This window comes from Candidatus Chloroploca sp. Khr17, from assembly GCF_004138165.1.
In the GTDB taxonomy this organism is placed as follows: Bacteria; Chloroflexota; Chloroflexia; order Chloroflexales; family Chloroflexaceae; genus Chloroploca.
The window spans coordinates 1-26,938 of record NZ_RYFF01000011.1 but is presented as its reverse complement, the minus strand read 5'-3'; the positions used below and the strand labels follow the sequence as shown (position 1 = coordinate 26,938).

At 57.9% G+C, this 26,938-nt stretch carries 26 protein-coding genes and 1 pseudogene; 17 read left to right on the top strand and 10 right to left on the bottom strand.

The features are described 5' to 3' along the window. Nucleotides 1-3: 3 nt before the first annotated feature. From EKD05_RS08795 to EKD05_RS08785, 3 genes are read right to left on the bottom strand one after another with little or no spacing between them, the layout of a single operon-like run. A complete protein-coding gene (locus tag EKD05_RS08795; RefSeq protein ID WP_129672068.1) occupies nucleotides 4-1,437 on the bottom strand; it encodes a cellulase family glycosylhydrolase in 1,434 nt (477 codons plus the stop codon). 11 nt (nucleotides 1,438-1,448) lie between these two features. Then, nucleotides 1,449-2,870 carry a cellulase family glycosylhydrolase gene (locus EKD05_RS08790; protein ID WP_129672067.1) on the bottom strand — a complete coding sequence of 474 codons (1,422 nt, stop codon included), beginning with the start codon at nucleotides 2,868-2,870 and terminating at the stop codon, nucleotides 1,449-1,451. A gap of 12 nt (nucleotides 2,871-2,882) precedes the next feature. After that, nucleotides 2,883-5,762 (bottom strand): family 78 glycoside hydrolase catalytic domain, encoded by a 2,880-nt coding sequence (locus EKD05_RS08785; protein WP_129672066.1) that lies wholly within the window; start codon nucleotides 5,760-5,762, stop codon nucleotides 2,883-2,885. Nucleotides 5,763-5,822: 60 nt separating this feature from the next. Here EKD05_RS08785 and EKD05_RS25705 point away from each other — a divergent pair, with 60 nt between their 5' ends. The 11 genes and pseudogenes from EKD05_RS25705 (at nucleotide 5,823) to EKD05_RS08745 (ending at nucleotide 14,263) form a co-directional block, all read left to right on the top strand. After that, nucleotides 5,823-5,990, top strand: a complete 168-nt coding sequence (locus tag EKD05_RS25705; RefSeq protein ID WP_165360652.1) for a hypothetical protein — start codon at nucleotides 5,823-5,825, stop codon at nucleotides 5,988-5,990. Nucleotides 5,991-6,108: 118 nt separating this feature from the next. After that, nucleotides 6,109-7,347 carry a DUF445 domain-containing protein gene (locus tag EKD05_RS08780; protein WP_129672065.1) on the top strand — a complete coding sequence of 413 codons (1,239 nt, stop codon included), beginning with the start codon at nucleotides 6,109-6,111 and terminating at the stop codon, nucleotides 7,345-7,347. An 88-nt stretch (nucleotides 7,348-7,435) separates the two neighbouring features. Beyond that, nucleotides 7,436-7,663 (top strand): GlsB/YeaQ/YmgE family stress response membrane protein, encoded by a 228-nt coding sequence (locus tag EKD05_RS08775; RefSeq protein ID WP_129672064.1) that lies wholly within the window; start codon nucleotides 7,436-7,438, stop codon nucleotides 7,661-7,663. Nucleotides 7,664-7,856: 193 nt separating this feature from the next. Beyond that, complete coding sequence (locus tag EKD05_RS08770) at nucleotides 7,857-9,131, top strand: cystathionine gamma-synthase family protein (protein WP_129672063.1); 1,275 nt, start codon at nucleotides 7,857-7,859, stop codon at nucleotides 9,129-9,131. 242 nt (nucleotides 9,132-9,373) lie between these two features. Continuing rightward, nucleotides 9,374-9,517, top strand: coding sequence for a hypothetical protein (locus tag EKD05_RS25700; RefSeq protein ID WP_165360651.1), 144 nt, complete (start codon nucleotides 9,374-9,376; stop codon nucleotides 9,515-9,517). Nucleotides 9,518-9,529: 12 nt separating this feature from the next. Further along, nucleotides 9,530-10,687, top strand: a complete 1,158-nt coding sequence (locus EKD05_RS08765) for a glycosyltransferase family protein (RefSeq protein WP_129672062.1) — start codon at nucleotides 9,530-9,532, stop codon at nucleotides 10,685-10,687. Continuing rightward, entirely contained in the window at nucleotides 10,677-11,795 is a 1,119-nt protein-coding gene (locus EKD05_RS08760) for a glycosyltransferase family 4 protein (protein ID WP_205703899.1), read from the top strand. Before EKD05_RS08765 ends, EKD05_RS08760 begins: the two co-directional genes overlap by 11 nt. Further along, nucleotides 11,788-13,122 (top strand): ABC transporter transmembrane domain-containing protein, encoded by a 1,335-nt coding sequence (locus EKD05_RS08755; protein WP_129672061.1) that lies wholly within the window; start codon nucleotides 11,788-11,790, stop codon nucleotides 13,120-13,122. Before EKD05_RS08760 ends, EKD05_RS08755 begins: the two co-directional genes overlap by 8 nt. A gap of 3 nt (nucleotides 13,123-13,125) precedes the next feature. Beyond that, nucleotides 13,126-13,197: pseudogene (locus EKD05_RS27165) on the top strand (hypothetical protein); the annotation flags it as partial. A 102-nt stretch (nucleotides 13,198-13,299) separates the two neighbouring features. Further along, the gene (locus tag EKD05_RS26665; protein WP_240695695.1) at nucleotides 13,300-13,542 is read left to right on the top strand and encodes a hypothetical protein; all 243 of its coding nucleotides are present in this window, start codon (nucleotides 13,300-13,302) and stop codon (nucleotides 13,540-13,542) included. Then, nucleotides 13,532-14,263 carry a hypothetical protein gene (locus EKD05_RS08745; protein ID WP_129672060.1) on the top strand — a complete coding sequence of 244 codons (732 nt, stop codon included), beginning with the start codon at nucleotides 13,532-13,534 and terminating at the stop codon, nucleotides 14,261-14,263. The genes EKD05_RS26665 and EKD05_RS08745 overlap by 11 nt, the downstream gene beginning before the upstream one ends. Nucleotides 14,264-14,655: 392 nt before the next feature. Here the strand turns inward: EKD05_RS08745 and EKD05_RS08740 are convergent, their stop codons facing one another. Both EKD05_RS08740 and EKD05_RS08735 read right to left on the bottom strand, forming a co-directional pair. After that, entirely contained in the window at nucleotides 14,656-15,309 is a 654-nt protein-coding gene (locus tag EKD05_RS08740) for a peroxiredoxin-like family protein (RefSeq protein WP_129672059.1), read from the bottom strand. Between the two features lie 171 nt (nucleotides 15,310-15,480). After that, nucleotides 15,481-16,860 (bottom strand): mercuric reductase, encoded by a 1,380-nt coding sequence (locus tag EKD05_RS08735; RefSeq protein WP_129672058.1) that lies wholly within the window; start codon nucleotides 16,858-16,860, stop codon nucleotides 15,481-15,483. Between the two features lie 258 nt (nucleotides 16,861-17,118). On the opposite strand from EKD05_RS08735, the gene EKD05_RS08730 reads away from it, so the two are divergent. After that, complete coding sequence (locus EKD05_RS08730; RefSeq protein WP_129672057.1) at nucleotides 17,119-17,301, top strand: hypothetical protein; 183 nt, start codon at nucleotides 17,119-17,121, stop codon at nucleotides 17,299-17,301. A gap of 131 nt (nucleotides 17,302-17,432) precedes the next feature. Here the strand turns inward: EKD05_RS08730 and EKD05_RS08725 are convergent, their stop codons facing one another. Then, nucleotides 17,433-17,882 carry a hypothetical protein gene (locus tag EKD05_RS08725; RefSeq protein ID WP_129672056.1) on the bottom strand — a complete coding sequence of 150 codons (450 nt, stop codon included), beginning with the start codon at nucleotides 17,880-17,882 and terminating at the stop codon, nucleotides 17,433-17,435. Between the two features lie 479 nt (nucleotides 17,883-18,361). On the opposite strand from EKD05_RS08725, the gene EKD05_RS08715 reads away from it, so the two are divergent. Next, on the top strand, nucleotides 18,362-18,694 hold the full coding sequence (locus tag EKD05_RS08715; RefSeq protein ID WP_129672055.1) for a TfoX/Sxy family protein: 333 nt from the start codon (nucleotides 18,362-18,364) through the stop codon (nucleotides 18,692-18,694). A 132-nt stretch (nucleotides 18,695-18,826) separates the two neighbouring features. Here the strand turns inward: EKD05_RS08715 and EKD05_RS08710 are convergent, their stop codons facing one another. Then, nucleotides 18,827-19,114 carry a DUF3179 domain-containing (seleno)protein gene (locus EKD05_RS08710; protein ID WP_129672054.1) on the bottom strand — a complete coding sequence of 96 codons (288 nt, stop codon included), beginning with the start codon at nucleotides 19,112-19,114 and terminating at the stop codon, nucleotides 18,827-18,829. Nucleotides 19,115-19,618: 504 nt separating this feature from the next. Between EKD05_RS08710 and EKD05_RS08705 the strand changes: the two genes are divergently transcribed. The 3 genes from EKD05_RS08705 (at nucleotide 19,619) to EKD05_RS08695 (ending at nucleotide 22,928) form a co-directional block, all read left to right on the top strand. After that, a complete protein-coding gene (locus EKD05_RS08705) occupies nucleotides 19,619-20,488 on the top strand; it encodes a UbiA family prenyltransferase (RefSeq protein ID WP_129672053.1) in 870 nt (289 codons plus the stop codon). A 237-nt stretch (nucleotides 20,489-20,725) separates the two neighbouring features. After that, nucleotides 20,726-21,685 carry a GDP-mannose 4,6-dehydratase gene (locus tag EKD05_RS08700; protein WP_129672052.1) on the top strand — a complete coding sequence of 320 codons (960 nt, stop codon included), beginning with the start codon at nucleotides 20,726-20,728 and terminating at the stop codon, nucleotides 21,683-21,685. A gap of 130 nt (nucleotides 21,686-21,815) precedes the next feature. Continuing rightward, a complete protein-coding gene (locus tag EKD05_RS08695) occupies nucleotides 21,816-22,928 on the top strand; it encodes a sugar phosphate nucleotidyltransferase (RefSeq protein ID WP_129672051.1) in 1,113 nt (370 codons plus the stop codon). 141 nt (nucleotides 22,929-23,069) lie between these two features. On the opposite strand, the gene EKD05_RS08690 is transcribed toward EKD05_RS08695, so the two are convergent. Then, on the bottom strand, nucleotides 23,070-23,693 hold the full coding sequence (locus EKD05_RS08690; protein ID WP_129672050.1) for a CvpA family protein: 624 nt from the start codon (nucleotides 23,691-23,693) through the stop codon (nucleotides 23,070-23,072). A 325-nt stretch (nucleotides 23,694-24,018) separates the two neighbouring features. Here EKD05_RS08690 and gap point away from each other — a divergent pair, with 325 nt between their 5' ends. Continuing rightward, nucleotides 24,019-25,044 (top strand): type I glyceraldehyde-3-phosphate dehydrogenase, encoded by a 1,026-nt coding sequence (gene gap / locus EKD05_RS08685; RefSeq protein WP_129672049.1) that lies wholly within the window; start codon nucleotides 24,019-24,021, stop codon nucleotides 25,042-25,044. A 55-nt stretch (nucleotides 25,045-25,099) separates the two neighbouring features. Here gap and EKD05_RS08680 read toward each other — a convergent pair whose 3' ends face one another. After that, nucleotides 25,100-25,486 (bottom strand): zf-HC2 domain-containing protein, encoded by a 387-nt coding sequence (locus EKD05_RS08680; RefSeq protein ID WP_129672048.1) that lies wholly within the window; start codon nucleotides 25,484-25,486, stop codon nucleotides 25,100-25,102. Nucleotides 25,487-25,573: 87 nt separating this feature from the next. Then, nucleotides 25,574-26,365 carry a sigma-70 family RNA polymerase sigma factor gene (locus EKD05_RS08675; RefSeq protein WP_240695694.1) on the bottom strand — a complete coding sequence of 264 codons (792 nt, stop codon included), beginning with the start codon at nucleotides 26,363-26,365 and terminating at the stop codon, nucleotides 25,574-25,576. Nucleotides 26,366-26,938: the final 573 nt, after the last annotated feature.

The window sequence follows — 26,938 nt, the reverse complement described above, 5'->3', positions numbered from 1 at the left end:
TTGCTACTTCCGACGCTCGATAAAGATAGGGGTAAAGCCGACGGTAACTTGAAACTCGTCACCCACCCGTTGCATAAGTGACTCGTCTAATTCCACCCCATCGAGTGATGTTGCCTTGACGAACTGGTCGGCAGGGATGCGAATAGTCTGGGTTTCGTCCGAGCGTGACCAGAGCACATCAATCTCGCGGGGGCCATTGGTGAAGCGATAGCCTTCGAGCACCTCGGGTTGGCCGTAATCAATGATCGCTACCTGTTGATAGCCGCGGGTCAACTGGATCATATGTTGCATCGCAATAAAGACGGGCCGGGGCTGATTTTGCGCATCAAGCAAGCCGGAATTGCGCCAACCGGGGCCATTGAGGGTATACCAGGCGACCATATCGATCTGATTGCCCGCAGCACGTGCCATCACACGCACGACGTGGTCGGCCTGGGCAATCGAGAAGGTTGGGAACAAGAAATCGGAGCAGTTGGTACAGAGCAGACTCGTTTCGTTGAGCCAGAGCGGCTTATCCACGCCATAGCGACTCATCACCTCGCGTAGAAAGCGCGCTTTGCCCAAGGTAACCCCGCCCAGCGGTGTCCAGACCGAATTAGCCTGTATGTCGTGGTCGAGGGGATAACGGCCTGTGAAGGATGGATAGCCATGAAAGGCCACGATGTCAAACGCATCGGCGGCACCGGCCCGCAGCACCCCTTCAAAGAAGCGTTCAGGCTTGCCACGGGTGGGGTCGGTTGTATCGGGGCGATCAAGCAAGAGGCCGCCGAGGATAATTTGGGCCTGTGGATTGGCCCGACGTACGGCCGGTGCGACGGCCTTGAGCATCCGTCCATAGCGATCACCGCCATAATAGGGATCGCGAATATCGCCCCAGCAGCCAAAAATCTGGTCGGGTGCGAGCAAGATGGGGTCAATATCTGGCTCGTTGCCGAATTCCCAGTATTGCACCTGATCGCGGTAACGAGTGACGAGGGCTTCGACAAAGGCCGCGTAGGCCGGGAAATACTCATCTTTAATGGCTGCGCAGTTGGAAGGAACGATGGTAGCCCAGCGTGGTGAACCACGGATGATAACGGTTGGAGTCAACCCGGCCTGACGGGCCGCCGCGAGATCGCGTTCAAAGCTTTGCAACGCTGCCCAGTTGTAGGGTCCGTTCTCTTCGGGTTGAACGAGATCCCACCGGACGCTGTTGAGGCGTATCCAGGTCGCCCCGAGATTGGCAGCCTGGGTGCGCAACTCGCTTGAACTGCCAAGCGCATTGGCCCAGGTTTCAATCCCAAAGATCGGGGTTGCCCCGCTGCGCCCCATCACCGGGAAATAGAGCGTATAAGGCGCTTGGGCCGGAGTAGGCGGTTGGGCCAAGGTTGCTGCGGCCCCACCAACGACGATTAACAAAACCAGGCTAACGAGAAGAAGGCGCTGATACCAGGCCATACTCAATCCTTTCAGGGGAGCCGTTCGAGATAGATCGGATCAAATCCGATCGGGAGCTCAATCAAGCCATCGCTTGTGGCAACGAGCGATGGCGACAGTTCCGTTCCGTCTAGCGTGGTGACACTGACCACCTGATCGGCGGGCAGGGTGACCGTCTGGTTCATCGTTGACCGTGACCAGAGCAGATCGACGACGGTCGCGTCTTTGAGAAAACGATAGCCTTCGATCGTGTCAGGCTGACCATAATCAACCGGCTCGATGCGGCGATAGCCTTGCAGCGTGGCAATCATATGACGATAGGCAACAAAGGCCGGGCGTGGTTCCTGGCTACGGTCAAGCAGACCGGCCCCACGCCAGCCAGGGCCATTGAGGGTGTACCATGTTACCATGCGTACGTCATGTGCGGCAGCGCGGGCCACCAAGCGTACAATATGATCGGCTTGCGCTTGAAAGTGTTCTGGCAACTCAGGATCGCACTGGTCATCACGCGAATGGCAGACAAGCCCGGCCTCATTGAGCCAGAGCGGTTTCTCGACGCTGTATCGATCCATGACCTCGCGCAAGAACTTCACTTTGCCGACTGAAAACCCGCCCAGTGAACCCCAACGATCATCGAACACAATAATCTCGGGATCAAAAAGGCCCAGATCGTGGTCGTAGCCCGGGCGGGCAAAGAAGGGATAACTGTGGAAGGCAACAATATCAAATGAGTCGGCGGCACCCGAGCGCAGAATGCCTTCAAAGAAGCGCTCGGGTTTGCCTTTGGTCGGGTCGGTCGTCTCGGGCCGGTCGAGCATCAGGCCGCCGATGACAATCTGGGCGTTCGGGTTGGCTCGCCGTACCGCCGGGGCAACGGCTTGCAACATACGACCGTAGTGCTCGCCTCCATAGTAGGGGTCGTCAATATCGCCCCAGCAGCCGTAGACCTGGTCAATCGCCACAAGACGCGGATCGGCATCTGGTTCATTGCCAAATTCCCAGTACTGTACCTCGTCGCGATAGCGCGTCACGAGGGCCTCGATAAAGGCGGCAAAAGCGGGGAAACTCTCTTCTTTGACGGCAGCGCAATTCGAGGGTACCACCGTGGCCCAGTGAGGTGACCCACGAATAATCACCGTCGGTTCCATGCCAAGTTCGCGGGCCTGCTGCAGATCGGCTTCAAAACCACTCAGGACACTCCAATCATAGTCGCTGTCGGGCGTAGGTTGGACTTCGTCCCACCTGACGCTATTGAGGCGCAACCAGGCGACGCCCAGTTCAGCGGCTCTGGTCTGGACGACCTCTGATCTGCCGAGCACATTGCGGCTTGTTTCGACGCCGAAGACAGGAGGAGTCCTGACGGGTTCATCTGGTTCTGCGGCAGGCTGGGAGGCACAGGCAGTGACCAGGAGGGCCATGATTATAAGGATGATCAGACGCTGAGACCATTGCATAGCTATGTTCTCCTATGGTATGGCACGATCACAGTGCCGATGGGTGTGCAACTGATAGCTTCCCCCGTCAAGCGCGACTTCCAGCGCTGTGTCCACAAGGGTCACGCTGGTACTTGTTGCTGCTGCGTCGCGCACCCAGATGACCTGATCATCAAGGGCGAGGCTCACGATGTGAGCGGCGTCAGGCAAGCGGACGACGCCGGTAGTGCCAACGGGAGCGGTCAGCGTTACGGTCATTTCCTGGCAAGGATTGACGACCCGGTGGACGCTGAGGAGGCCCTCGGCGAGGGGAATGGTGCCGTGCATTTCGCTGAGGCGCGAGTGGTGGAGATCGACCCGCCAGCGCCCCTGGTCGAGCCGTTGCGCACCGAGGGCGTAGGTTGAGAGAAACCAGGTTGGCGAGCCTCCCCAGGCATGCGAGAGACTGGCCTTGTAGGTCTGGTCGGCCCCCAGGTTTTCCCACCAGGTTGTGGCCCCGCGGTCGAGCATAAAGCCAAAGAAGCGTTCGATGACATCCAAGCCATCATCAATCCGTCCGGCCTGCCCGAGACCCTCAAGGACATAGTAGAGGCCGAGCACTTGCACACGGGGTTGGTCGGGCGTACCCAGCATTTCGAGCATCGCATCGGCCACGCGATCAGTGGTGCCGTCGGGCGGCAACCCAAAGGTGAGTGCTGCCGACTGGGCCTGGGGGGTGGCCGGGGTAAGGGTGCCGTTCAGCAAGCCGGCCATATACCGTCCTTCGGCAGGCCGATAGAGCAACTGATTGACGCGGGTACGCAAGGCAAGGGCACGTGCTTGCCAGCGTTCAGCTTCGTCGTCGCGGCCCAGGGCCTGGTTGATGGCGGCCATATTGTGCAAGGCCCGATAATAGAAGGCATTGATCGCAGTGCTTTGGCCCATGCGATCCCAGTAACTGATCGAATCAAAATAGGCAATCCGGATCGGACTATCGATCCGACTGAGATCGAGCAGGTTTGTTTGAGGATCTTCATTGGCCGCCAGGAAGTGCATAAACGTCACCATCCTGGGATAGAGGGACGCAACAAAAGCCCAATCGCCGGTGAGTGTTCCATACTCGTAGGCACTCTGGATCCAGAGCATCCCATAGTCGAGCAGAAATTCGGTGCCGTTGGGGGCAAACGCCGTTGGCGGACCGTCGGTAACAGAATCTGCGATCTGTTGGAGACCGCGCCGCAACAGGGCTGTTTCGCCAAAGGTGACCTGATTGACGCGGTCGGCAATATGGGCATCACCCCACCACTGGCCGCGTTCGCGCCAGGGGTCGGCATAGGCATCCTGCATTGAAGGATAGAGCGTCGTTGGCCCAAGCATCCAGATCTGATCGAGACGCGCATTGGAACTGGTAAAACTTCCCTGCAACGTGACCGGGTAGCGTTCTTCGTAGACCTGAACATTCCGCAACGTGACTGGTTCTTCGCCCCAGACCGCAATTAGCACATAGCGTCCTGCGCGTGTATCAAGCGTGGTTAACGTATGGGTGTCTTCGGCCAGCACCCAGGTATCGACCTGATTCCATTCCGGATGGAGCGAACCGGGATGCGGCAACGGGCGAACATCGTTCCAGAGGCGCTCGTCCCACCCGAGATCAACGACGGTTCCTGCTGGTCCTTCCACCTCGGCCACGAGACGCCCGTGGATCGTCCGCCCGAGATCAAGCACCACATAGGCTGGCCCCTGTTGAAAGAAAAGGTCGAGTTGTGATCCTGGGCGTATCTCAACGACCCCTTCAGCGGGAACGAGATCGGCGAGCAAGAGGCGTCGTCCGGGGTGGTTTGTTTGGCTCGGTGGCGGCGTCAGTTGGGTTGCGGCCTGACTGATGGCAAAAGCCCAGGGCTCATCGCCGGGGTTGAGTCCGTTCACTTGCAGCAGATGTTGCCCTGGATCGAGTTGAGTCTGAGTCTGACGCAGATCCGGGGGAGCATTGGGCACAGGTGACCAGACAAGGGGCACGGCATTCAGGTTGACCGACGATGGCGGCTGGGTATAGCCAGGGTTAGCGAGCATCATCAGCGTGATCGGCGTTGTCTGGGTGAGGGTAAACCGATACTGGGCCGACCCATCGTTCTGGGGAGGCAAGGCCCCAATGCGCAAACCGGGGGCCAGATACCCGGCGGTGTGAACACGGGCGGTTATAGGAACATCAACAAGTTGCGGGATCGAGCGCGGCTGGTACACTGTTGTTGCGTTAGGGCCGGGACGGAGAACTGCCGGTGACCAGGCCCGATCATCAAAAGCTGGTGCTTGCCAGGCTACAGGCAACAACCGGAGATCGAGTTGTTCGGAAGGCCCAAGGATGCCCCAGGCGTGAACATGGGCTGGATGAGGGTTCCAGGCCGTGCTTCGCCAGGCACGGCACTCTTCAGGCGTGAGTACCTGCGTAAAACCAGGTGCTACCAGCCGCATCTGGACATGCGGATCGACCGACTCAGAGCGACGCAGATTGGGTGCCCACTGGGCCTGTACGGCCAGCACGAGTGGGCCTGCTGCCAACTTAGCCAGGAGCAAGCGATCATACTCACGGCGCACACGGGAAAACCGAGCTGGCCCGCGGCCTGCGACCACTCCATTCACCCAGGCTTGATAGCGCGTATCAGCAAACACCTGAAGCTCGGCCTCGTTCAACGGAGTTGAGAGATGCAACGTACAGCGCAACAATGTCACCTCGTGTCGTGCCGGAGGATCAGTATGTGACCAGAGTTTTGGTGTCTGGGTAAAAGCATCAGCCTGAGTAACGTGGGGTAGGTAGACCACAAAGGGATGGGATCGCCCATCCTGCGCCAGGATCGCCCGGGGTGCGAGGATGAGCGCCAGAGCGAGCCCGCCTAACAGAAGCTGCAAGAAGGTCAACCGGATAACCTGATAGTGCATGGCGTTAATATACCATAAGGCGAAGTTTCTTTTTGTTCACAAGGGCTGTTGCCTCGGGTGATGACAGTTTCTTCCGTCACCGTAAACGGCTCGGCGCTTGGGCAGCGAAGGCCACCTGCGTGGCCTGATTCCGCCGCTGAAGCCCTCGAAGGTGGGCTTCAGCGGCTTAATTTCTGGAAGACCATTACGCCGACGGTCTGGACGCATGGGCGCGTTCGCCCGGTCTGACGGGGTGCATGCTTGGGATCATGCTACAGCGAATCCTCAAGGTGCTGTACAATCACAGAGGAAGATGAATCTTGTTGAATGAGACCAACCCTGGTTTGAGTGAGAAATAGACAGAGCTATGGATGAAGCTCAACGCGCAGTTGCGCTGCGCAAGATGCAACGTATTGCCACCGGCTTGCTCATTGCCATGAGCATCCTTTTCGTCATCACGTCGTTTTACCGCGAGATGGCCCCGTGGATTGGTTTTGTGCGCGCTTTTGCTGAAGCGGCGATGATTGGGGCGATTGCTGACTGGTTTGCGGTGACCGCCCTTTTTCGGCACCCGCTTGGCATTCCCATTCCGCATACCGCTATCGTCCCTCGGCGCAAAGATCGCATTGCCGAGAGTTTCGGTCGGTTTATCGAGCGCAACTTTCTTGATCCTGACAAAATCGCTTTGCGGTTGCGGCGACAGAATGTTGCCAGTCGTCTGGCGCGCTGGTTGCGTCAGCCCGAGCGGAGTAACCAGCTTGCTGATCTGGCCGCCGAGAGTCTGACCGGCTTGCTGCGGGTGGCGAATGATGACGAAGTCGGTGCCGCGATCCAACGTACCCTCAGTGATCGGGTTGCCGGGGTTCCGGTAACGCCACTGATTGCACAACTGCTTGGGGTGGTTGTGGTCGAACAGCGCCAGCGCGATGTCTTGCTGCAGCTTGCCCGGGTCTTGACCCAGTGGGTCGAAGCGAATCAGGAGGCAATTCGCAAGCGCATTGCCGGCGAATTGCCAGCCTGGATGCCGCGCATTGTTGACCAGAAGATCTATGAGCGTCTGCTCGATGGGGCCCGTCGTACCCTGGCCGAACTGAGCGAAGATCCTGACCATCCGCTCTATGAGCAGTTTACCCAGACGCTCGACCGGTGGATCGTGAATCTCCAGTATGATACCGAGGTACGCGCACAGGGCGAGGCGTTGAAGCAAGAGTTGCTGCAACATCCGATGTTTCGCGAGGTGGCCGGCAAGCTCTGGCAAGATCTGAAGACGAGTCTGTTGACCCAGAGCACAATGGCTGGCTCGCCGCTCCGTGAGTCGATTGCGCGTGGCCTCGCAAACCTCGGTGATCTCCTGGAAAATGATCCGGAATGGAGCGCTCGCATTGATGGATGGACTGAAGATTTGTCGCGCTATATTATTAAGCGTTACGGGCGTACGGCTGGCGAATTTGTCACCCAGACGGTCAATGCCTGGGGAACCGATGAAGTGACGCGGAAAATCGAGCTTCAATTCGGACGCGATCTTCAATTTATTCGCATTAACGGGACGATTGTGGGGGGGTTAGTCGGTCTGCTTATTTATACGGTATCGCTCTGGTTGTTATAGGGACAGATTCGGTTATACTGAAAAGCGTTCGAATCTTCGCAAGCTTTGCTGGGTATCGGACGTAGCGACACAAGGAGCATGGATTGTCATGGGCATCATTGTTGGCAGTGTGGCAGGGCTTGTGATGAAGTCGAGCTATCCCTGGTATGTGGATTTCTTGTTGGGGATTGCCGGCGCAGCTGTTGGGGGTACGTTGAGTAGCCTGTTGCTTGGGATCGATCTGACTTCGGGGTTTAACCTCACGAGTCTGATTGTTTCGGTGCTTGGTGCCATGCTGGTCATCTGGATCGCACGACTTGTTTTGCGTCGCCGGTAGGTGGCAACGCATTGCTTGCCCAGACGTGAGCGCGGGCGGCAAGCCACAGGCTTGCCCCGCGCTCGTTTGTGTATCTGGGCATAGGGTAACCAGAGGTTGTGTTTTTACAACTAGAGCCGCTTGTGGGTGAAGCGTACCATGAGATCGACAGCAGAGCGTTGAGGCTCTGTTTTAGCTGCAAGGAGGCCGCAGAATGGCTGAACGTAAGCCGGAGGGGTATCTTGAGGGGCGTCCGTTGCACCCCGAGAGTCTGATGATGAGTTATGGCTACAAGCCATCGCTTTCGCAGGGTGCCGTGAAGTGTCCAATTTTTCAGACGTCGACCTTTGTGTTCAAGACGGCTGAGGAGGGCAAATCGTTTTTTGAATTGGCGTATGGGTTGCGTCGTCAGCGGCCCGATGAAGAGATGGGCCTAATCTATAGTCGCTTGAATAATCCTGATCTTGAGATTCTTGAAGATCGCCTGACGCTTTGGGATGATGCTGAGGATGCGGCGACGTTTGCCAGTGGCATGGCGGCCATCAGTACGACGTTGCTCTCTTTTCTGCGCCCGGGCGATGTGCTTCTGCATAGTGAGCCGGTCTATGGGGGCACCGATTTTCTGCTCAAGCATGTGTTGCCGCAGTTTGAGATTCGGGTCGTAGGCTTTGCCGCTGGTGCACCGCCCGAGGAGGCCGAGATGCGGTTGCGTCAGCTTGGCTTGGCCGACCGCCTCAAGATGATCCTGATCGAGACGCCCGCGAACCCGACCAATGCGCTGGTCGATATTGCCGCGTATGCGGCTTTTGCGCAGCGTCTCGGGGGCGATCAGCGTGTGATTACGGCGGTCGACAATACTTTCCTCGGCCCGCTCTGGCAACAGCCGCTCAAGCACGGGGCCGATCTGGTGCTCTATTCGGCGACCAAGTATATCGGCGGCCATAGCGATGTGATTGCCGGCGTCTGTCTTGGTTCCAACGAGTTGATGACCCAGGTCAAGTTGATGCGAACAATTATGGGCACGATGGCTGGGCCGCAGACGGGCTGGCTCTTGATGCGCAGTCTCGAGACCCTGAAATTGCGGATGACGGCGCAGATGAAGACGGCGCGCCATGTGGCGGCTTTTCTCAGTGAACATCCCGCTGTTGAGCGCGTCCATTATTTGGGCTGCTTGAAGCCTGGCGATCTTCAATATGACGTGTTCCAGCGTCAGTGCAGTGGGCCTGGCGGCATGATCTCGTTTGAAGTTAGGGGTGGCGAGCGTGAAGCCTTCCGCGTGCTTGATGAACTCAAGCTCTTCCATCTGGCGGTCAGCCTCGGTGGCACCGAGTCGCTTGCCGAGCATCCTGCCACGATGACGCACGCCGATGTTGATCCTGAAGAACGCATCGAAATGGGCATCACCCCGGCGATGATCCGGCTCTCGATTGGCGTCGAAAACCCTGAGGATCTGATCGATGATCTGAAGCTGGCCCTTGATCTAATCTGAGTGCTTTGCGGGCCTACGGCCCCCAGGCATCTCGTTGGTGGTGGCGCACCTGACCAGCAAAACTGGTCAGGTGCGCCACCACTTTATTATCTATCCTCCGCGTGCATGTGATCCGTGACGCCGAGGATGTATTTTTTGCTGTTCGGGCGCCTCTGTTTGGGCATACCACCTGATCAAAGCCCATGTCCAGTGCAGTTGTTCACACGTTCTTCGCCACTGGTTACCAATGTGAGGAGGCCCATGTGATTGATAGGCATGCTCATCTGCTCAATGCGAGCAATCCGCTGATCCCTCAGCCGCACCTTGAGCCGGGCTATGTTCCAACAGATTGGCTCACCAGTGCAACGCGTCCTCGCCGGATTGTGCTCTACTCGCACGATACCTAGGGACTCGGCCATATGCGCCGTAATCTGTTGCTTGCACGAGCACTGCTGCGTCTGACGCCGTGCCCCAATATTTTGTTGATTGGTGGTGCGCGTGAGATGGGGGCTTTTGCGATCCCTGAGGGCATTGATTGCCTGACGCTGCCGGCTCTGCACAAAGAGGCGGATGGGTTGTACCGTCCCCGTTCGCTTTCTATTTCGTTGCGGCGGATGCTTGAGATGCGGGCCAGTTCGATCAAAGCGGCGGTCGCTTCGTATGATCCCGATCTGTTGTTGACCGATAAAGTGCCGCTGGGGGCGTTTGGCGAATTGCGTCCGACGCTCGACTGGTTACGGGCGCGGAAGAAGGCTCGTTGCGTGCTTGGCTTGCGTGAGATTCTTGATGAGCCTGCCGTTGCTCGTCGCGAATGGGCGGCTGAGGGCAATAATGCCGCTGTGGAAACCTATTATGACCAGGTCTGGATCTATGGCGATCGACGCATCGCTGATCCTGTCCGTGAATATGGCTTCAGTGCTGCTGTTGCAGCCAGGCTGATCTATGCCGGCTATCTCAATCGGGCCGCCTTTCTTGATGATGATCCGCAGGCGGAAGCGGCGCTATGCGCGAAGATCGACTTGCCCGAAGATGCACGTATGGCGCTCTGTTGTGTTGGCGGCGGTCAGGATGGCTTTGCGCTGGCCCGCTCTTTCGCCAGGGCGGCTTTGCCCGAGGGCATGGTTGGGGTCATCCTGACCGGGCCGTTGATGGCAGCCAGCGAGCAAGCGGTGTTACAGCGTATGGTCGCCGAACGCCCCTGGTTGCGTTTGGTGACGTTTCTGGAAGAACCGACCCCGTTGATGCGACGTGCTGATGCGGTGATTGCAATGGCTGGCTATAACACGGTCTGCGAAATCCTGACGCTTGCTCGCCGTGCGTTGCTGGTGCCACGGGTCGTCCCCCGCCGTGAGCAGTTGATCCGGGCGCAACGCCTGCGCGATCTGGGGTTGGTTGATATGCTGCATCCTCGCCGGGTCTCGCCTGCGTCCCTTACGAGTTGGCTTGCCCGTACGCCCGATCCTGCACTCCAACCGCGCCTCCAACTCGATATGGGTGCGCTCGATCACGTTGCTGAACTGGTACAAGCCCTGGTTTTTCATCAGATTGATATCAAGGAGAGCCCCTGTGCTGATTGAATCTGCGCCACGCATTGGGTATGTGTTGAAAGTTTATCCGCGTTTTTCCGAGACCTTTATTGTGAGCGAGATCCTGGCGCACGAGGCTGCCGGTACCGAGCTTGAGATTTTCGCGTTGCCCCGTCCTCCAAAGGGCGCTACGCACATCCGTGAAGCCGCGCTGCTCGCCGCGAACGAAGATCTGGCCGCTGCGCTGGAGCGCTCAGGGCCGTTTGATCTGGTCTATGAGCGCTATAGCCTCTGGAGCTATGCCGCTATGGGGTATGCGCAGCGCACGGGTGTGCCAGGGTTGCTTGAGGTCAATGCTCCCCTCATTGACGAGCAGATCCGTCACCGCGAGCTGATCAATCGTGCCGGAGCGATGCAGGTTGCCCAACGGCTGTTTCGTACGGCAACGGCGCTGCTGGCCGTTTCTCAAGAGGTGGCCGCGTATCTGCGTACCTTTGCCAGCGAGTCGTCGATTGTTGTGGTGCCCAACGGCGTTGATCCCGACCGCTTTCCAATGGGGCCGCATCCAGCGTTGCGTGCGACCTATACCGTCGGCTTTGTTGGCACGTTGAAACCCTGGCATGGCCTGGAGGTGCTGCTGGCCGCGTTTGCCCAACTGCACCATCGCCTGCCTTCGGCGCGCCTGCTGCTTGTTGGCGATGGCCCGGAACGGGACAAACTGGAGGCTCAGGTCAACGCCTCCGGCCTTGTCCAGGTTGTCGAGTTCACCGGGGCTGTCTCGCCCGAGGCGATTCCGGGCTTGCTGGCGCGCATGGATGTGGCGACTGCGCCGTACCCGTCGCGTGAGCGCTGCTACTTTTCGCCCCTCAAACTCTTTGAGTATCTGGCCGCCGGTCTGCCCGTTGTGGCAAGCGAGGTTGGGCAGGTGGCCGACATCCTTACCCATGGTGAAACCGGTCTGCTCTGTCCGCCGGGTGATCCTGAGGCACTGATGGATGCGCTGGTCGCGTTGCACGACAGCCCTGCGCTACGGGTCAAGCTTGGCGCAGCCGGACGGCACTTGGTGCTCGGTCAGTACACCTGGGATTCCGTCGCCGGGCGTATTCTCGCGATTGCCCAGGGGCAACTGGTAGCGCAGGAGTGGGCCAGCTATGCGTAATGTTGCTCAGCATCCCCGTGTGCAGGCCGTCGTCGAACGATGGTCAACGCTGCGGCAGCATATAGAATCGCGTGTCGCCGCGCTACTCGCGCAGTTTCTGGTGATCTGGGCGCGTCTTGTGGCGACTGGTCAGCAACGGGTGCGACGCCTCGGTTTCGATTCCCGTGTTGCGATGCTTCAAGACCGTATCGCCAATGGCGTGCGGCTTGTCCGTCGCTTCCAGCCCTACCTGCGCCCTCAGGCGTCCTTGATTGCAGGCGGCAGTCTCGCCTTGCTTGGTGAGATTGCGATGCGCTTGCTGGAACCCTGGCCGCTCAAGTTGCTGGTGGACTATGTGCTTGTACCGCAGGTCAGCGGTCTGGCCGAGCGTCCGTTGCAACTCGATCCGCCGCTGCTCATCGCGGTGGCCGCATTGATGGTGCTTGTTGTCGCGGGTAGCCGTGCGCTGCTGGCCTATCTCAGCACGGTTGCGCTTGCCCTGGCCGGCAACCGCGTGATGATTGAAGTGCGGGCCGATCTCTACCGTCACATCCAGCGGCTCTCGTTGAGTTATCACAGCAAAGCGCGCACGGGCGATCTGATCAATCGGCTCACCCTTTGCCTCAACATTGCGCCGGGAACACGCGTGGCTCTGGTCGGCCCTTCAGGCCAGGCCAAACTTGCCCGTGCATCCCAACTGGCCGCTCAACCGGGGGCGCTTGGCGTTGGCGGGCTTGTTTTTGACCAAGAGCAGATTGCGCTCTATAGCTGGCCGCATGACCAGGCTTTGCCTGTGCTTACGCGGTTGAATAGGCCACGTAGACGGGCACGCCTGTTGAGCGAGCTCTGCCCAGCGCGGACGGATCTCCACCATGCCGCTCTGGTGCATCTACGCTACCGCCCTGAGCGCCGTTATGTTGGGCGGCTCGTTGGGGCCGCCGGGGGTGACGCGCTGCTCAAGCTCTATGCGGCCAATGATTATCATCTGGCGCACAGGGCCGCCGAGTCCTTCCAGAGCGAAGGGCCGCTTGCGATTGTGCAGCCATGCGGGGCGAGCGAACGCGTGCGTGGCCTCATCTTCCCGTGGCGTCCCGATGAACCACTCGATACGCTCGTGCGTGATGAACGCGACGATCTGCGCGCGGTTCGTCTTGCGGGGGCCGCGCTCGCAACCCTGCATTGCCAGCCAGCCCCCGGCTTGCCGCAGACAGCCCTGGCAACGCCCTTGGTGGCACTTGACGCGAATGCGCGCACGTTGATCGCCCTCTGTCCTGAGCTTCAGCAGCAGATCGGGCGCCTCTGCCAGGTCTTTGCCGCGCAACTGCCGCAGAGTCTGCGCCATCCGTAGTCACTGCATGGCGACTTTTATGCCGATCAGATCCTAATTGATCCCGCCAGAAGTACGGCGACGCTGCTTGACCTTGACAATGCCCACTGGGGCGATCCGGCTGCCGATCTCGGCAATTTTGCGGCGCACCTGCAGCGCCAGGTCGCCCTTGGCCGCATGCCAAGCGACCGGGCGTCCATGCTTACCGAGGTTCTTTGCGAAGGCTACGCCGAAGTTGCGCCTCCGCCGAGTCACCAGCGCATCAGCCTCTACACAGCCCTGGGCCTGCTGCGGCTTGCACCTGAACCCTTTCGTTATCGCGAACCAGACTGGCCGATGCGCATTCATGCCATCGTTGCCACGGCTGAAGCGATCCTTGCGCGTGCGTTTGTTGCCCAAACGACGCCATACCAGATCAAAGAGGATGCCTATGTCGGCTAACCCTATCGCGAACCTTGCGACCCTGACCGTGCCATACGACCTTGCGGCACATGCTGGCCTTGCCGAGCGCACGCTGCATCTACGGCGCGCCTGGCCGCGTTCGTCTGAGCATCTTTTGTTGGAGTATGAAGCCCCCGGTAGCGGCATGATCGTCCCTGGTCAATGGCATGCCCTGGCCCCATCTGCCGAGTCGCTGCCTCAGGGTATGAAGGCGGAAAATATGGTGACAATGGACTCAGGCACGACTGGGGGTCGCATCAGCTTGCATCTACACGGGGCTGATCGCCGTCTTGTTGGCTTAGCCGCGCTGGGACGACAACCGGGCGCACGCCTGTTTGTGCATCAACCCGAGCGGCGCGCCGTCGTCCGTCTCATCGAAGCAGAGCGCCCCGTCTTTGCCAGGGTCGTCAGGCCTGCCCGCACCGCGAAGCTGGCAGCCCTGGGCGAGGCTGTGGCGAACCTGCGCCCACGCCATTTTGTCACCCCGCGTCTGCTCAGCGTCGACGAAGCAAACGGCGTCATGCGCTGGCAAGCGCTGCCCGGCGTCGCCCTCCACCAACTTGCTGGCGGGGCTGCCCTTGAAGCCGGGGCGCACGCGGCAGGGCAGGCCCTGCGCGAATGGCATGCGACCCCGCCACCGACCGCCTTTCTGCTCTCGGGCTTGGCTTCGACAAGCTCAGCCAACGGCGGACGATGGGCGTTGCGAACGGACGGAGGCTGAGCCTGCCGAAGCCCCCGTTGGTATCAAGAAACGTACGTCACACACTACTTCGTCTTTTCAGACAGCCTCTCATCCCAATAGCGTGCAAAGAAGCTCACGCAAAGGCGCGAAGGGTTCGCTCACCGACGCGAAAACCTTTGCGCCTTCGCGCCTTTGCGTCAAACCAACCTTTGCGCCTTTGCGTCAAAAAAACGCCTTCTTGGCAAGGCAGTGCCGCAATCCAAAAGCTGCAATCTAAAATGTTATAACACTGCGTTCGGAATGACATGGATGGCGTTGGCTCCCCTTGGTGCGGGAACTGAACCAGCAACCCATCCCCATGCCGCGACGCTTGTGCCCCGAACCTTGGCCAACGACACCGCCACCTTCGTACGAAAAAAACGAACGCCATGTTATAACGCAGCGAGGATCGCGGCTGGTTCAAGGCGCTGCGTATAGTCAGGGTGAACAAAAGCCAGGTGAATGATACCGTCGCGCCCAATGACAAAAGTTCCCGGCATAGGCAATTGCCAACTCGTATCGCCATTGCTCTGCTCAAGATCAATCTTCATCGCGAGATAGCGTTCGCGCACGTCGTCATCGAGTTGAAAGACCAGCCCATACTGTTGCGCTACCTTGTTGCCAACATCGCTGAGCACCGGAAAAGCGAGTTCATTCTGTTCAACTGTGGTCAGCGAGCCATCGGGCAACTGGGGCGAGATAGCGACCAGCGTTGCGTGACGAGCCTGGATCTGCGGAAGTGCCCGCTGATAGGCACGGAGTTGCAGGTTGCAGTAGGGACACCAGGCCCCTCGGTAGAAAGCGAGCACTACCGGGCCTTCCGCCAGCAGCGTACTGAGCTGAACCAGTGACCCGTTGGCATCTGGGAGCAGAAAATCCGGGGCGACTGCTCCGACGCCAAGGGCATTGCGTTCGATATGCGCCTCGACCAGCTTTGCACTCACGGCCTGCGAACGCGCCAGACGCTCAGGCGCAATTGTCGCCGCTAGATCGGCTGCGTATGACGGTAGCGTCTCGTTCACCAACGCATCGGATTGATTATTCATCGCAGAGACTCCTTCTTTTATGCACTTGTGCTCTTGTTATGTTTGGGGAACGAGGCCTGCAAAGCTGGCCTCGTTCTCCAGCCGCCGAAGCCCAATATCATCGCTAGCAACGTTGCGCCGTTGCGTCAAAAAAACGCCTTCTTTGCAAGGTACTGCGCCGGAGCCTAGCCTTTAGCTTTGGGCAAAGAGCGTATTCAGCAACTCGGCGAGCGTTGGATGGGCAAAGATGGTATCGCGCAGGGCGCTGGCGGTCAAGCCCCCTTGCATTGCCAGTTGCACGGCACTCATGATTTCGCCGCCCTCGATGCCCAGCATCGTAAAGCCGAGGATCTGATCAGTCTCGGCGTCGATGACAGCCTTGACGAGGCCACGGGTTTCGGCGACCTCAATGGCGCGGGCGACGTAATTCATTGGCATCGTGGCGATTTTCACTGTGCGCCCCTGTGCCCGTGCTTCTTCTTCACCCAAACCTACCCGGCCTAACTGTGGATCAATAAAGACGGTGTAGGGCACCAGTCGTCCGCGGGTGCTTTTGTTCCCTCCTTCAAGCAGATTCGCCTTTAGGATGCGGAAGTCGTCGTAGGCAATATGGGTAAAAGCCGGCCCACCAGTAATGTCGCCGACTGCATAGATGCCAGGAACATTCGTTGCCAGGCGTTCGTCCACGATGATGTTGCCGCGCTGATTGGTGGCAATGCCTGCCGCTGCAAGATTCAATCGGTCGCTGTTGGGCGTACGGCCTACCGCAACGAGCAGGTGCGACCCCTCGATCGTCTGCTCGCCAGCGGGGCTCGCCACTGTCAAGTGAATTGTACCATCGTTACTGCGGCTCACCCGACGGGCTGTCGTGTTGAGCAAGACCTCGGCCCCATCTTCGCGTAACAGTGCGGCAACAGCGTCGGCAACAGCGCCATCCTCACGCGCCAACAGACGTGCACCGCGCTGCACAATCGTCACACGGCTGCCAAAACGACGGAACATCTGCCCAAATTCAAGGCCAATATAACCGCCCCCCAGTACAAGGAGATGCTCGGGAACCGCATCAAGCTCCATGATCGAGGTCGAGTCGAGAAACGGCACTTCGGCGAGACCAGGCAGATCAGGGGTTGATGAGCGAGCGCCGGCATTGATCACAATCGTATCGGCGGTGAATTGCCGCGTCCCACCTGCATTCAGTGTGACCGTAACTGTTTTGGGACCACTCAGCTGCGCTATCCCCATCAGCAAGGTGACGCCATCATGGTGCAACCGCTGTTCGCTACCCGTCCGCCAACTGGTGACAAGCTCGCGCTTGCGCTGGCGCACGGACTTCAGATCGACCTGGATCGCACCAGTCTGCACCCCATACTGCCCAGCGTGACGGGCGAGATACGCGATGCGGGCACTGGCAACCATTGTTTTGGTCGGCGTGCAACCCTCATTGATGCACGTACCGCCCACGTGCGACGCCTCGATCAGCGCCGTTCGGCGTCCAGCGCGGGCAAAAGCCCCCGCAAGCGGCACACCAGCCTGTCCCGCACCAATGATGATCACATCAAATTGCTCGGCCATTATCTTGTTCCTCTCAAACTCTGGGTTTGCTCCAGGGGCATACCAATGAAACTTATTTTTTCTGCCAGCGTACCCATCCCCTGGGAGCCACTATGATGTTCCGTCGCGCAACGTGTCGCTCGGTTGCTCGCAGTGTACACCCTGAGGTGTGGCAAGGACTGTGAGCGGGCCTACATACGGGGGACGGCACCGTTGCCCGGCGGTGCAGCGCTACGGCAATGCTGCCTTCGCATCGTTGATCTATCATGGAGCACGAAGGTGTCAAATGCAACCGGGCGCGTGGATAAGGTTAATAGAGTATCCGCAGATTACGCAGATGTGAAATATCCGCAGATTACGCAGATTTTCGCAGATTATGATCTGAATCGTAATCTGCGGACAGTTCAGCAGATGCGTAACATAGGGCCAACCAATGCAAAGGAGCACGATGATGGCGTTTGATGACAATCTGGCGCGACGGGTGCGGGATATGCGACGTCATTGCCCCTTTGACGTTGACAAGTGGGCGAAAGAGTTTGTAGAAAATAAGGCGCGACGGGTGCGGGATATGCAACGTCATTGCCGCCGCGAGGCTAAGGGAGGTTGGCCAAGTCATTTAAATCTTTCAGACGCCCGCTTGCTTGCTTATTCTGTTTTAAGTCGTCGAGCGCAATAATTGGCACTTCGACACCGTCAATGATTTCCAAAATGCGCTTCGCATAACACACGGAAAAATCCACCCCTGACGCACTCGTTAAGACTTCTATGCGCAGTGGTGGATTTCCCATCCGAATAATCTTATTGGCTTCCAAAAAGAGCGTTGAGGTGACATCCGGTGCCGCAAATCCGAACGCATGTAGCGCCGCCACCACCCGATTCGCATTATCAAGATGCATGGCGATCCAAATATCCATATCGCCCGTCGCCCGCGGGTAACCATGGTACCCAACCGCATAGCCACCAAGCAGTAGATACTCAACTTGATGGTCGTTCAGCAATTGTAAGAACGCTTTGAAGTCGGGCGGTAGTAATATCGTAGCCATACATCACCTGACGCATCAATTCCAGAGCAGCAATTCGGTCGAGCGGGTGCTGTTGCTGCCAATACGCTTGATCGCCCGATTCCTCAGTCAATGAGACGATCGAGAAGTGGCGCTTATCCATCCTGGTCGTCATACGAAGATCCATCCGTGATTCTCCTTGGCAGGTATCCGGTGTCTATTGTAGCACGCCGCACTCACTCCACGCAGTTCTTTATGCCCGACCGAAATAATGATGACCGGCGTCGCATCATCCGGTCCCACCGTATCATCGTGTTCAATTTTAGATTGCAGATTGCCGCGTTGATCTATCATGGAGCACGAAGGTGCCAAATGCAATCGGGCGCGTGGATAAGGTTAGTGGAGGATCCGCAGATGACGCAGATTTCCGCAGATTATGATCTGAATCGTAATCTGCGGAAATCTGCGGATAGTTCAGCATATGCCTAACATAGGGCCACCCAGGTCAAAGGAGCACGACAATGGCGTTTGATGACGATCTGGCGCGACGGGTGCGGGAGATGCTAGCGGAACAGCCTGCATTGCGTGAACGCAAGATGTTTGGTGGGTTGGCGTTTTTGCTGGCCGGCAACATGTGCTGCGCGATCCTCGGTGACGAGTTGCTGGTACGGGTTGGCCCCGAGCGCTATCCCGCGGCGCTGGCGCAACCCTATGCGCGCATCCGCTCGCTCGCCGGGCGCACGATGACCGGCGTTGTTGTCGTAGCCCCCGCAGGGCTCGCGTCGGACGAAGCCCTGCAGTCGTGGGTGATGCAGGGCGTGGCCTATGCAATGTCATTGCCACCAAAAGCCTAAATGCTCCCAGGGAGACGTTGCGGTAGGGAGGGTCTCAGGGAGACGTTGCGGTAGGGAGGGTCTCAGGGAGGGCTTGCCCTCCCTGAAAAAACTCCTTACCTCTGCAATGCTGCAAGCGCAGCTTGCAAGCATTTAGCGATAGATCCTCGTGTCAGGTCGAAAAGCTGCCCACGAGAACCAGAAATGGTTGACGGCAACCACGGGATCTAAGTGGGCACCGGCAAGGGGGCCATCAACAGCGCGCCCAAGCACATCCCAGCTACTTCCCGTTTCCTGGTCTCTCAGGCGTTCGCCGTCGAACGCAAAGGTCAGACGCTGCCCTTCAAGCACCCGGTGATACGCAGCGGCAGTGCCTACGTCACGTCCTCCCGCCACCGAGTCAGCATCCAGCGCCGAGGCCGTTCCCGCTTGCCAGAGCACAACTCCACTCTAGCTGATCAACCCCACCCTGTTTGTGGGCAAGCTTACAGAAGCCTGGTGGATCGCCCTCGCTTCTGTTGCCTCGATAGTACTTCTCAGTTTTTCCTTGTGAGGTCTCATAAACCCTCTGTAACTCGCGTCCCCGCGCCCCCGTGCCCGGGAAAGACCCTTCGCGTGCGCTCCTAAGCAACAGACGCTCCGTGCGCCATAGTAGCGCGGGCTGCCAGCCCGCAACCCCACGCTGGCTGGCAGCCCGCGCTCCCATGGGCGTCTGTTGCTCACGGCATCACTGGCCCGCGGGCCATTTCGTACTCAGGGTGACACACCGCCGGGTGAGATGGCTCCTGTTCGCCCATCCCGGCACATATAGGGCTGATTGCAACGTCATCCTGATTGTCCGCAGATTACGCAGATGCGGAAGCTATAATCTGCGTAATCTGCGTAATCTGCGGACGCTATATAGTGAAGGTGTGAATTTGGTATCATACCGGTCAAGGAGGGCCTATGCAACAGTCAGTAACACTAGGGCAAAAATTCAAGGGCGCACTGCAATTGTTTCGCCCTGAACTCCCGCTGGCGGCGGGGTTGTGTGTGGTCATTGGGCAGGTCGTTGCCCTGGGGCACCTACCTGCTCTGTCGCTTGTTGGTCTTGGTTTTGGGTGCGGCTTCTTGCTCTCAGCTTCGGCGTTGATCACCAATGACTACTTTGATCGCGAAGTTGATTGCATCAATGCGCCCCAGCGTCCGCTGCCGTCCGGTCTGCTCACCCCGTTTGAGGTGATGGCGCTTGGCCTTGCGACGGCTCTGCTGGGCCTTGGCGCAGCGTGGATTTTGGGCCCGGTGGCGTTTGGCGTAAGTGTCTTGATCTGGTTGCTTGGCTTTGCGTATAACGCCAAGTTTAAGGCGACCGGGTTGTGGGGCAATCTGATGGTTAGTACGTCAGTGGGTAGTACGTTTCTCCTTGGCGGGATCAGCGTCGGTCAGTTCTGGCATCCAGCGATCTGGTTGCTCGCGGGCATCACGTTTTGCTTTGATCTCGCCGAAGAGATCGCTGGTGATGCGATGGATGCCGAGGGCGATCAGTACCTCGGTTCACGTTCGCTGGCCCTGATCTATGGCCGCGCCACTGCGCTGCGCGTTGCGGCAGTGCTCTTCGGTGTTGTCGTGGTAGTGACCTTGCTCGTCGTTGTGCTCGGCAATCTGCTGCTCCAGCAAGTGCTGACTATCCTTGTCACGAATCTGCTGATCATCTTTTTTGTCGTCAGACTCTTGCGCAGTCAAACCCCTGCCGACGGGCGTCAGGCCATGCGCGGGCTCTATCTCAGTGGCTCGCTCGGCTTGCTCGGCTTTTTACTCGCGATGGTGTTTGTCTGAGGCCGCCTGGTGCTTTTCAGCTTCTACCGTTGCCGTGATGGTTTTCCAGAAATGCATCGACTGTAAGCGGTGCATCAGTTCAAGCGAAATGTTCGCTCCTTTGCGCCGTTGCGTCAAAAAAACCCGCCGCTGCGCCTGCTGGGCAAAAGATCGAACACCTTTGCGCCGTTGCGCCTTTGCGTCAAAAAAACCGCCGCTTCCGCTTGTCAACTGCCAAAAATCGGCTATAGTAGTGTCATGAATGTGCTTATTACCGGCATCAATGGCTTCGTTGGCAGTTATCTGGCTGAACACTTGCTCGCCCAGGGCAAGGTGCAGATCTGGGGCGTCACCCGTGCGCCCGGTCGCCTGCCGCCCTTTCTCGCTGGGCAGGTTCACGAGATCCATGCCGACCTCACTGATGCTGCGGCGACCCTTCGCGCCGTTGAACAGGCCGAGCCAGCGGTGATCTATCATCTCGCGGGGCAGCCTTTTGTGCCCGAGTCGTTCCGCGATCCTGCGGCGACCCTTCAAACCAATACGCTTGGTGCGTTGCATATCTTTCTGGCCCTGATCGCGCTCCAAGCTTCGCCCCGTGTACTGGTGGTGGGTACCAATGAAGAGTATGGCTTCATTACCCAGGCCGATCTGCCTCTGACCGAGCAGACGCCCCTGCGCCCGACCAATCCGTATGGTGTCAGCAAAGCCGCCCAGGGTTTGCTCGCCTATCAGTATCATCTGAGCCATGGCCTCGATACGATCAGGTTGCGTCCTTTTACGCATATTGGCCCGCGCCAGAACGAGCGTTTTGTCACTGCCGCCTTTGCGCGCCAGATCGCCCGCATTGAGCGCGGCCTTCAACCTCCCACGCTCCAGGTAGGCAATCTCAGTGCCCGCCGTGATTTCACTGATGTCCGTGACGTCGTTCGTGCGTATGCACTCGCTGCTGAAAAGGGTGAAGCCGGGGCGGTTTACAATGTAGGTTCAGGTCAGGCCGTCATGATCCACGACCTGCTTGATATGTTGCTCGACGCCAGTGGCCTTGCCATCGAAGTGTGCCAAAATCCCGCGTTAATGCGCCCGATCGATATTCCTCTGGTGGTTGGTGATGCCTCCCGTTTGCAAGAGGCTACGGGTTGGCACCCTCAGATCCCTTTGCGCCAGACGCTCGGTGATATTCTTGACTTCTGGCGTGCTCAGGTCGTGGCGTCATTATGATGCATGTGTACCCTCAGCTATGCCTCAAAAATGTGAACCGTCGGAGGAATGTCTTCTTCGCCTCGTTCTATTTTTATGTAAGTCGGTTCTCTCAGACAACATCAGTCTGCAATGACGCTAAGGAGCACGTATGAAAGCCGTCATCCTCGTTGGTGGTCTTGGCACTCGTCTGCGACCCTTGACCTGCAATACGCCTAAACCGATGATACCTCTCGTGAATCAGCCCTTTATCGAGTGGATGCTCTTGCGTCTGCGTGACCAGGGCATTTCTGAAGTCGTTCTGGCCGTGCAGTATCTGGCCGAACGCTTTCGGCATGCCTTTGGTGATGGCTCGCGTCTTGAGATGAAACTGCATATTGTGGAAGAGCCCGAACCCCGTGGCACGGCAGGGGCTGTGAAAAATGTTGAACATCTGCTCGATGGGCCAACCTTTATCTTCAATGGCGATGTGATGACCGATCTTGATCTGCGGGCGATGCTCGCCTACCATCAAGAAAAGCAGAGCAAAGTGACGATTGCCCTGACGCCAGTGGAAGATCCGACCCAGTTTGGCCTGGTTGAGACCGAGCGTGATGATCGGGTCAAGCGCTTTCTCGAGAAGCCGCGGGTTGAGGATATTACCACCAATCTGATCAATGCCGGTACGTATGTGATCGATCCCGAGGTGCTGCGCTATGTGCCACCCGATCAGTTCTATATGTTTGAGCGTGGCCTCTTCCCCGTCATCATGCAGATCGGCGATCCTATGTATGGCTATTCAACCCGCGCCTACTGGACGGATATTGGCAAACCGCAGACCTATATTGATGTTCACCATGATATTCTCATTGGCAAAGTCAAGTATGATTTTCGTGGCGAACAGATTGCCGATCGTATCTGGGTCGAAGGTGACGCAACGATTCACCCGTCCGCGCAGATGGTTGGCCCGGTGGTCATCGGCAATGGCACGGTGATCGGGCGCGGCGCACGCATTATTGGCCCGACCGTCATCGGGCCTGGCTGCCAACTGGGCATGGATGTCTCGCTCGAAGGGGCGATTCTGTGGGAGAAAAACATCGTCGAAGAGGGGGTCACGATTCGCAATAGTGTGCTGGGGGCCAATAATACCATTGGGGCCAAAACCTATCTCACCGATGGGGCTATCATCGGTGACGATTGCTCGTTTGGGGCCGAAAATCGCCTCGAGCGCGGTATTCGCATCTGGCCTGGTACCATCCTTGGCGATAAAGCGATCTCTTTTTAATTCTAAACATGTTCTAACGCAAAGACGCAAAGACGCAGAGCGCATAAAGTAAAAATACTTCTTGCTCCCCTCTGCGTCTCTGCGCCTCTGCGTTAAACCCCCCGCGCCTCTGCGTTAAAAAAACGCGCCTCTGCCCACACGCTAGCGCTTGCCAATCGTGCGCTCGATCTTCTCACTCAACCGGCGATCAGCCTCCGAGAGGCTTGGTGCCTCGGCGACCGAGGTCTTTCGTGCAGCCTGATGCTCAAGCCCATTGCGGATAAGCTGCACGACAATGAACAGGATCGTGCTCGCGACCAGGCCCAAGACAAACCAAGGCAACCCGCGTACCAGAAAATCAGCCGGGGCCGAGTCCGCAATCAGTTGGGTTGCGCTGACACCCCAGATCTGTTCGGCATAACGCAGCAGGTAGGCAAGCAGCAACCCACCATTCACAACGCCCAGTACGACCCCAAAGACACGGCTGAAGAGACTTAGTGATTGCACCCGTGTTCGCTTGGGACGGAGCAAACTGCTGCCTCCATAGCCAATCACCCCCGTAATGGTGAGAAACCCCAGCGTAATCAGCAAAAAGAGGGGCCATTCAGTCTGGGTGGCTTGAAAGGTTGCACTAAACCATTCGCCGAGCCGTATATGCCATAGGTCAAAGACGATCGCGGCCAGCAATGTCCCCGCCAGGGTGGGCATCGTTCGCCGGATTCCCTGCAACCCACCAACTATCCCGGTTATAGCCAGTAACACCAGAACCGTTATGCTCAGAGCCATGGGGTGCTCCTTACCCGATAATTACTACCAATTATAGCATATTTTTTACTCTGGAGACAAACACACACGTGTTTGTTTCCAGGGGCCGCAGGCCCTCAAAGCGCTTACCAGCGGCTTCACTTCATTCGTATGGGAACCCTGCCCGGCGTGCGGACAGGGTTCCCATACGAAAAACCAAAACTCCCTGATCTCAGCCCATAAAGCATGCTATAATAGCCCCTATGCCTGATCCCTCACTGATTGTCAAAGTAGACAGCTACAAAAAGAGTGGCATCAGTTGGATGAAAGGCACTGAATAACCGCGAATGGGAAGGAGGCTCTCTCCATGGTGCGTATTGCGATCAATGGCTTCGGCCGGATCGGTCGGCAGAGCTTCAAAGCAATGCTGGAAAATCATCCCGATGAGTTCGAGATCGTCGCGATCAATGATTTGACCGACAACGAGACCCTTGCACATCTGCTTCGTTACGACTCGACCTATGGCCCGTTTGATGGCGAGGTGACAGTGACCGAAGATCAGCTCATCGTGGAGTATGACGATACTCGCTATGAGATTGCAACGCTCGCTGAGCGTGACCCCGCTGCCCTCCCTTGGGGCAAGATGGGTGTCGATATTGTCATCGAGTCGACCGGGCGCTTTACCGAGGCCGAAAAGGCCAAAGCCCACCTCGCAGCAGGGGCCAAAAAGGTGATTATCACCGCGCCTGCCAAGGGTGAGGATATTACGATCTGCCTGGGCGTCAATGAAACCTCATACGACCACGACAATCATCATATCATTTCGAATGCTTCTTGTACGACCAACTGTCTCGCCCCGGTGGCCAAGGTGCTCAATGATCGGTTTGGTATTCAGCGTGGTTTGATGACCACGATCCATGCCTATACGATGGATCAGAACCTGCAGGATAATGTCCATAAGGATCTGCGCCGTGCCCGTGCCGCCGCTGTCAATATGGTGCCCACCACGACCGGTGCCGCCAAGGCTGTTGCGCTGGTCATCCCCGAGCTCAAGGGCAAGTTCCACGGCTATGCGATCCGTGTGCCTACGGCTACCGTTTCGGTGGTTGACTTTGCCGTGATGCTTAATCGCCCGACGAGCGTTGAAGAGATCAATGCTGCCTTCCGTGAGGCCGCCGAGAGCGAAGAGCTCGAAGGCATTCTTGGCGTCAGCGATCAAGAGCTTGTCAGTAGCGACTTTATCGGTACGACCTTCAGTACCGTCGTTGACTTGCCCCTTACCCATAACATGGGCGATGATTTCTTCAAGGTCATCTGCTGGTATGATAACGAGTGGGGCTACTCGGTGCGCATTGCCAACCTCACGGCCTATATTGCCGATCACTTCGCCTAAACTAGCTCTGTCGGTACAACAAAAAACTGCCAGCAAGGCTGGCAGTTTTTGTTGTTCAAGGCAGTAGTGTCCAGCGGTAAAATGATGGTTGCCCAGTCAGTTCATTCGGCATGAGCGATGACTCTAATAGGTTGACTTCGGCGTGACAGTGTGGACAGTACTTGAGATGCTGTCTGATGGCACTTGCTTCTTCCGGGTCAAGTAATCCCTGACAGTAGTCAACAAGCATCTCGGTTGAAGGGCACTCGAGTCGGTAGAGCCGCTGGCGTAAGAGGGTTTGCATCCTGCGCAAGCGTGTGACCCACTGGCTACAGTGCGGACATGTGCGTACGTGGGCGAGCGTCTCTTCGTCTGCTTCCCCGTCAGCTACCGCAAGCAGGGCGATGCCACTCAGTGCTGGCGAGTCGATGCAGCCTTCGTTCCCATACTCCTCAATGCTCATACCTCTGCGCTCCTGGCATTCATGGCCGGTCTTGCCATCTGTCCCGCATGGTATGAAACGTAACTTGAACCTGGATTTTACCGATTTTCACTCGCTGATGAGTTGACGTAGTTGCTGGTTGCGACTCAAGCGCCCTAACACATTGCGCTTGACGTTGTAGACGTCGTTGACCGAGTTGAAGAGTTCGCGGTGTTGCCCATAGAGTGCTCGTGGGGTAAGACCAAGCACGAACGAGCTATAGATAACAATGCGTTCGACGTCGCTCTGCAGTTGCTCGTCGATGAAACGCCAGAATTCCTGCCGGTCAACGCGATTGACGGCCTCTTCATCAGGCGACGTCAGGCTTTCATGATGGTAGATCAGAGTCTCTTCGGGTAGCATCTCTGACCAGGATTGAGCGCGTACGCTATCAATCACGACGCTCGTTGCACAGAGTTGCAGGTATTGCAGCAGGGCAGCCAGGGTGGGAAATGAGGGGAAGCGCTCGGGCCCAATCGCCCGCCAGAATTTGGTAAAGGCACCGACGACAAAATACTCGCTGCTCTCGCCACTGCTGACGAAGGCTCCACTCCGTCGAATCCACCCTTCAACAAGGACGCTATAGTGGTGATACAGCTGTGCCCAGGCTTGTTCGTCACGCTCAACTAGCGCCCGCCGGAAGAGCTCGTAGCTGTACCATGTATTGTGGGCTTGACCCCGATAGAAACGCTCGCTTTCGATTGCACAGCAGCGTACCAGCGTTATCAAGTCCATCTCGGCCAGCAGGGTTGCATCGACCACCGACGGGGTGTTGTGCGGGTGACGCTGCTTTGATGGGGTGGGTGGGTGGATGGCACCAGTCTGTGGGTGAGCGCACCTCTCGATCGTCTGCGTAATCATGATCTCCTCAACTCTTGCGCTGTGGCTGGCAGTAACCGCAGGTCCTTGCCAGCTCCATCGGCTCTATGCAAGGGGTGCCTATAGTGGCACCACTGTCGTTCTGCTTCCGATTCTAGAGGCTTGCAGAAAGGCTGAGAAGATCGTGCGATGATCAAATGATGACAAACGCGCCCAACACGGTATTGTGTCAGACACGTCTCATTGTTCTGTCATTCAGTGGCCTGGAACGTACGTTACACCCTAATCAGGGTGGTCTCGGTGAGGCGCAAAGCCAGCTTTGCTAGCTGTGGGTCGCGCCCGCCTGGCAGGGCGATTGCATCTTCCGTGTATGCATCCCGCCAGGGCACCCGCAAGGGGTGCCTGTACACCGAGCCCCGCCCCCGGCCCTGTAGGGGCACCCCTCTCAAAGGGTTTCACCTGCTCGGTCACGGGCGTTCCCGTGCGGTTCACCGCCGTGGGCAAACCTGCCAAGTGTGCGCCAGGATACCGCTCCGTCAAACCTTGTGTGAAACGCCGCGCCCCGATTCGCGCAGGCGGGGCAACGAAAGTCCCTTGAGGTTGCACCAGACCGCC

What these genes read in the sequence shown, in the direction of transcription:
- EKD05_RS08795 (WP_129672068.1), bottom strand. Translation starts at nt 1,437, where the DNA reads ATGGCCTGGTATCAGCGCCTTCTTCTCGTTAGCCTGGTTTTGTTAATC.
- EKD05_RS08790 (WP_129672067.1), bottom strand. Translation starts at nt 2,870, where the DNA reads ATGCAATGGTCTCAGCGTCTGATCATCCTTATAATCATGGCCCTCCTG.
- EKD05_RS08785 (WP_129672066.1), bottom strand. Translation starts at nt 5,762, where the DNA reads ATGCACTATCAGGTTATCCGGTTGACCTTCTTGCAGCTTCTGTTAGGC.
- EKD05_RS25705 (WP_165360652.1), top strand. Translation starts at nt 5,823, where the DNA reads ATGACAGTTTCTTCCGTCACCGTAAACGGCTCGGCGCTTGGGCAGCGA.
- EKD05_RS08780 (WP_129672065.1), top strand. Translation starts at nt 6,109, where the DNA reads ATGGATGAAGCTCAACGCGCAGTTGCGCTGCGCAAGATGCAACGTATT.
- EKD05_RS08775 (WP_129672064.1), top strand. Translation starts at nt 7,436, where the DNA reads ATGGGCATCATTGTTGGCAGTGTGGCAGGGCTTGTGATGAAGTCGAGC.
- EKD05_RS08770 (WP_129672063.1), top strand. Translation starts at nt 7,857, where the DNA reads ATGGCTGAACGTAAGCCGGAGGGGTATCTTGAGGGGCGTCCGTTGCAC.
- EKD05_RS08765 (WP_129672062.1), top strand. Translation starts at nt 9,530, where the DNA reads ATGCGCCGTAATCTGTTGCTTGCACGAGCACTGCTGCGTCTGACGCCG.
- EKD05_RS08755 (WP_129672061.1), top strand. Translation starts at nt 11,788, where the DNA reads ATGCGTAATGTTGCTCAGCATCCCCGTGTGCAGGCCGTCGTCGAACGA.
- EKD05_RS26665 (WP_240695695.1), top strand. Translation starts at nt 13,300, where the DNA reads ATGCTTACCGAGGTTCTTTGCGAAGGCTACGCCGAAGTTGCGCCTCCG.
- EKD05_RS08745 (WP_129672060.1), top strand. Translation starts at nt 13,532, where the DNA reads ATGTCGGCTAACCCTATCGCGAACCTTGCGACCCTGACCGTGCCATAC.
- EKD05_RS08740 (WP_129672059.1), bottom strand. Translation starts at nt 15,309, where the DNA reads ATGAATAATCAATCCGATGCGTTGGTGAACGAGACGCTACCGTCATAC.
- EKD05_RS08735 (WP_129672058.1), bottom strand. Translation starts at nt 16,860, where the DNA reads ATGGCCGAGCAATTTGATGTGATCATCATTGGTGCGGGACAGGCTGGT.
- EKD05_RS08725 (WP_129672056.1), bottom strand. Translation starts at nt 17,882, where the DNA reads ATGGCTACGATATTACTACCGCCCGACTTCAAAGCGTTCTTACAATTG.
- EKD05_RS08715 (WP_129672055.1), top strand. Translation starts at nt 18,362, where the DNA reads ATGGCGTTTGATGACGATCTGGCGCGACGGGTGCGGGAGATGCTAGCG.
- EKD05_RS08705 (WP_129672053.1), top strand. Translation starts at nt 19,619, where the DNA reads ATGCAACAGTCAGTAACACTAGGGCAAAAATTCAAGGGCGCACTGCAA.
- EKD05_RS08700 (WP_129672052.1), top strand. Translation starts at nt 20,726, where the DNA reads ATGAATGTGCTTATTACCGGCATCAATGGCTTCGTTGGCAGTTATCTG.
- EKD05_RS08695 (WP_129672051.1), top strand. Translation starts at nt 21,816, where the DNA reads ATGAAAGCCGTCATCCTCGTTGGTGGTCTTGGCACTCGTCTGCGACCC.
- EKD05_RS08690 (WP_129672050.1), bottom strand. Translation starts at nt 23,693, where the DNA reads ATGGCTCTGAGCATAACGGTTCTGGTGTTACTGGCTATAACCGGGATA.
- gap (WP_129672049.1), top strand. Translation starts at nt 24,019, where the DNA reads ATGGTGCGTATTGCGATCAATGGCTTCGGCCGGATCGGTCGGCAGAGC.
- EKD05_RS08680 (WP_129672048.1), bottom strand. Translation starts at nt 25,486, where the DNA reads ATGAGCATTGAGGAGTATGGGAACGAAGGCTGCATCGACTCGCCAGCA.
- EKD05_RS08675 (WP_240695694.1), bottom strand. Translation starts at nt 26,365, where the DNA reads ATGATTACGCAGACGATCGAGAGGTGCGCTCACCCACAGACTGGTGCC.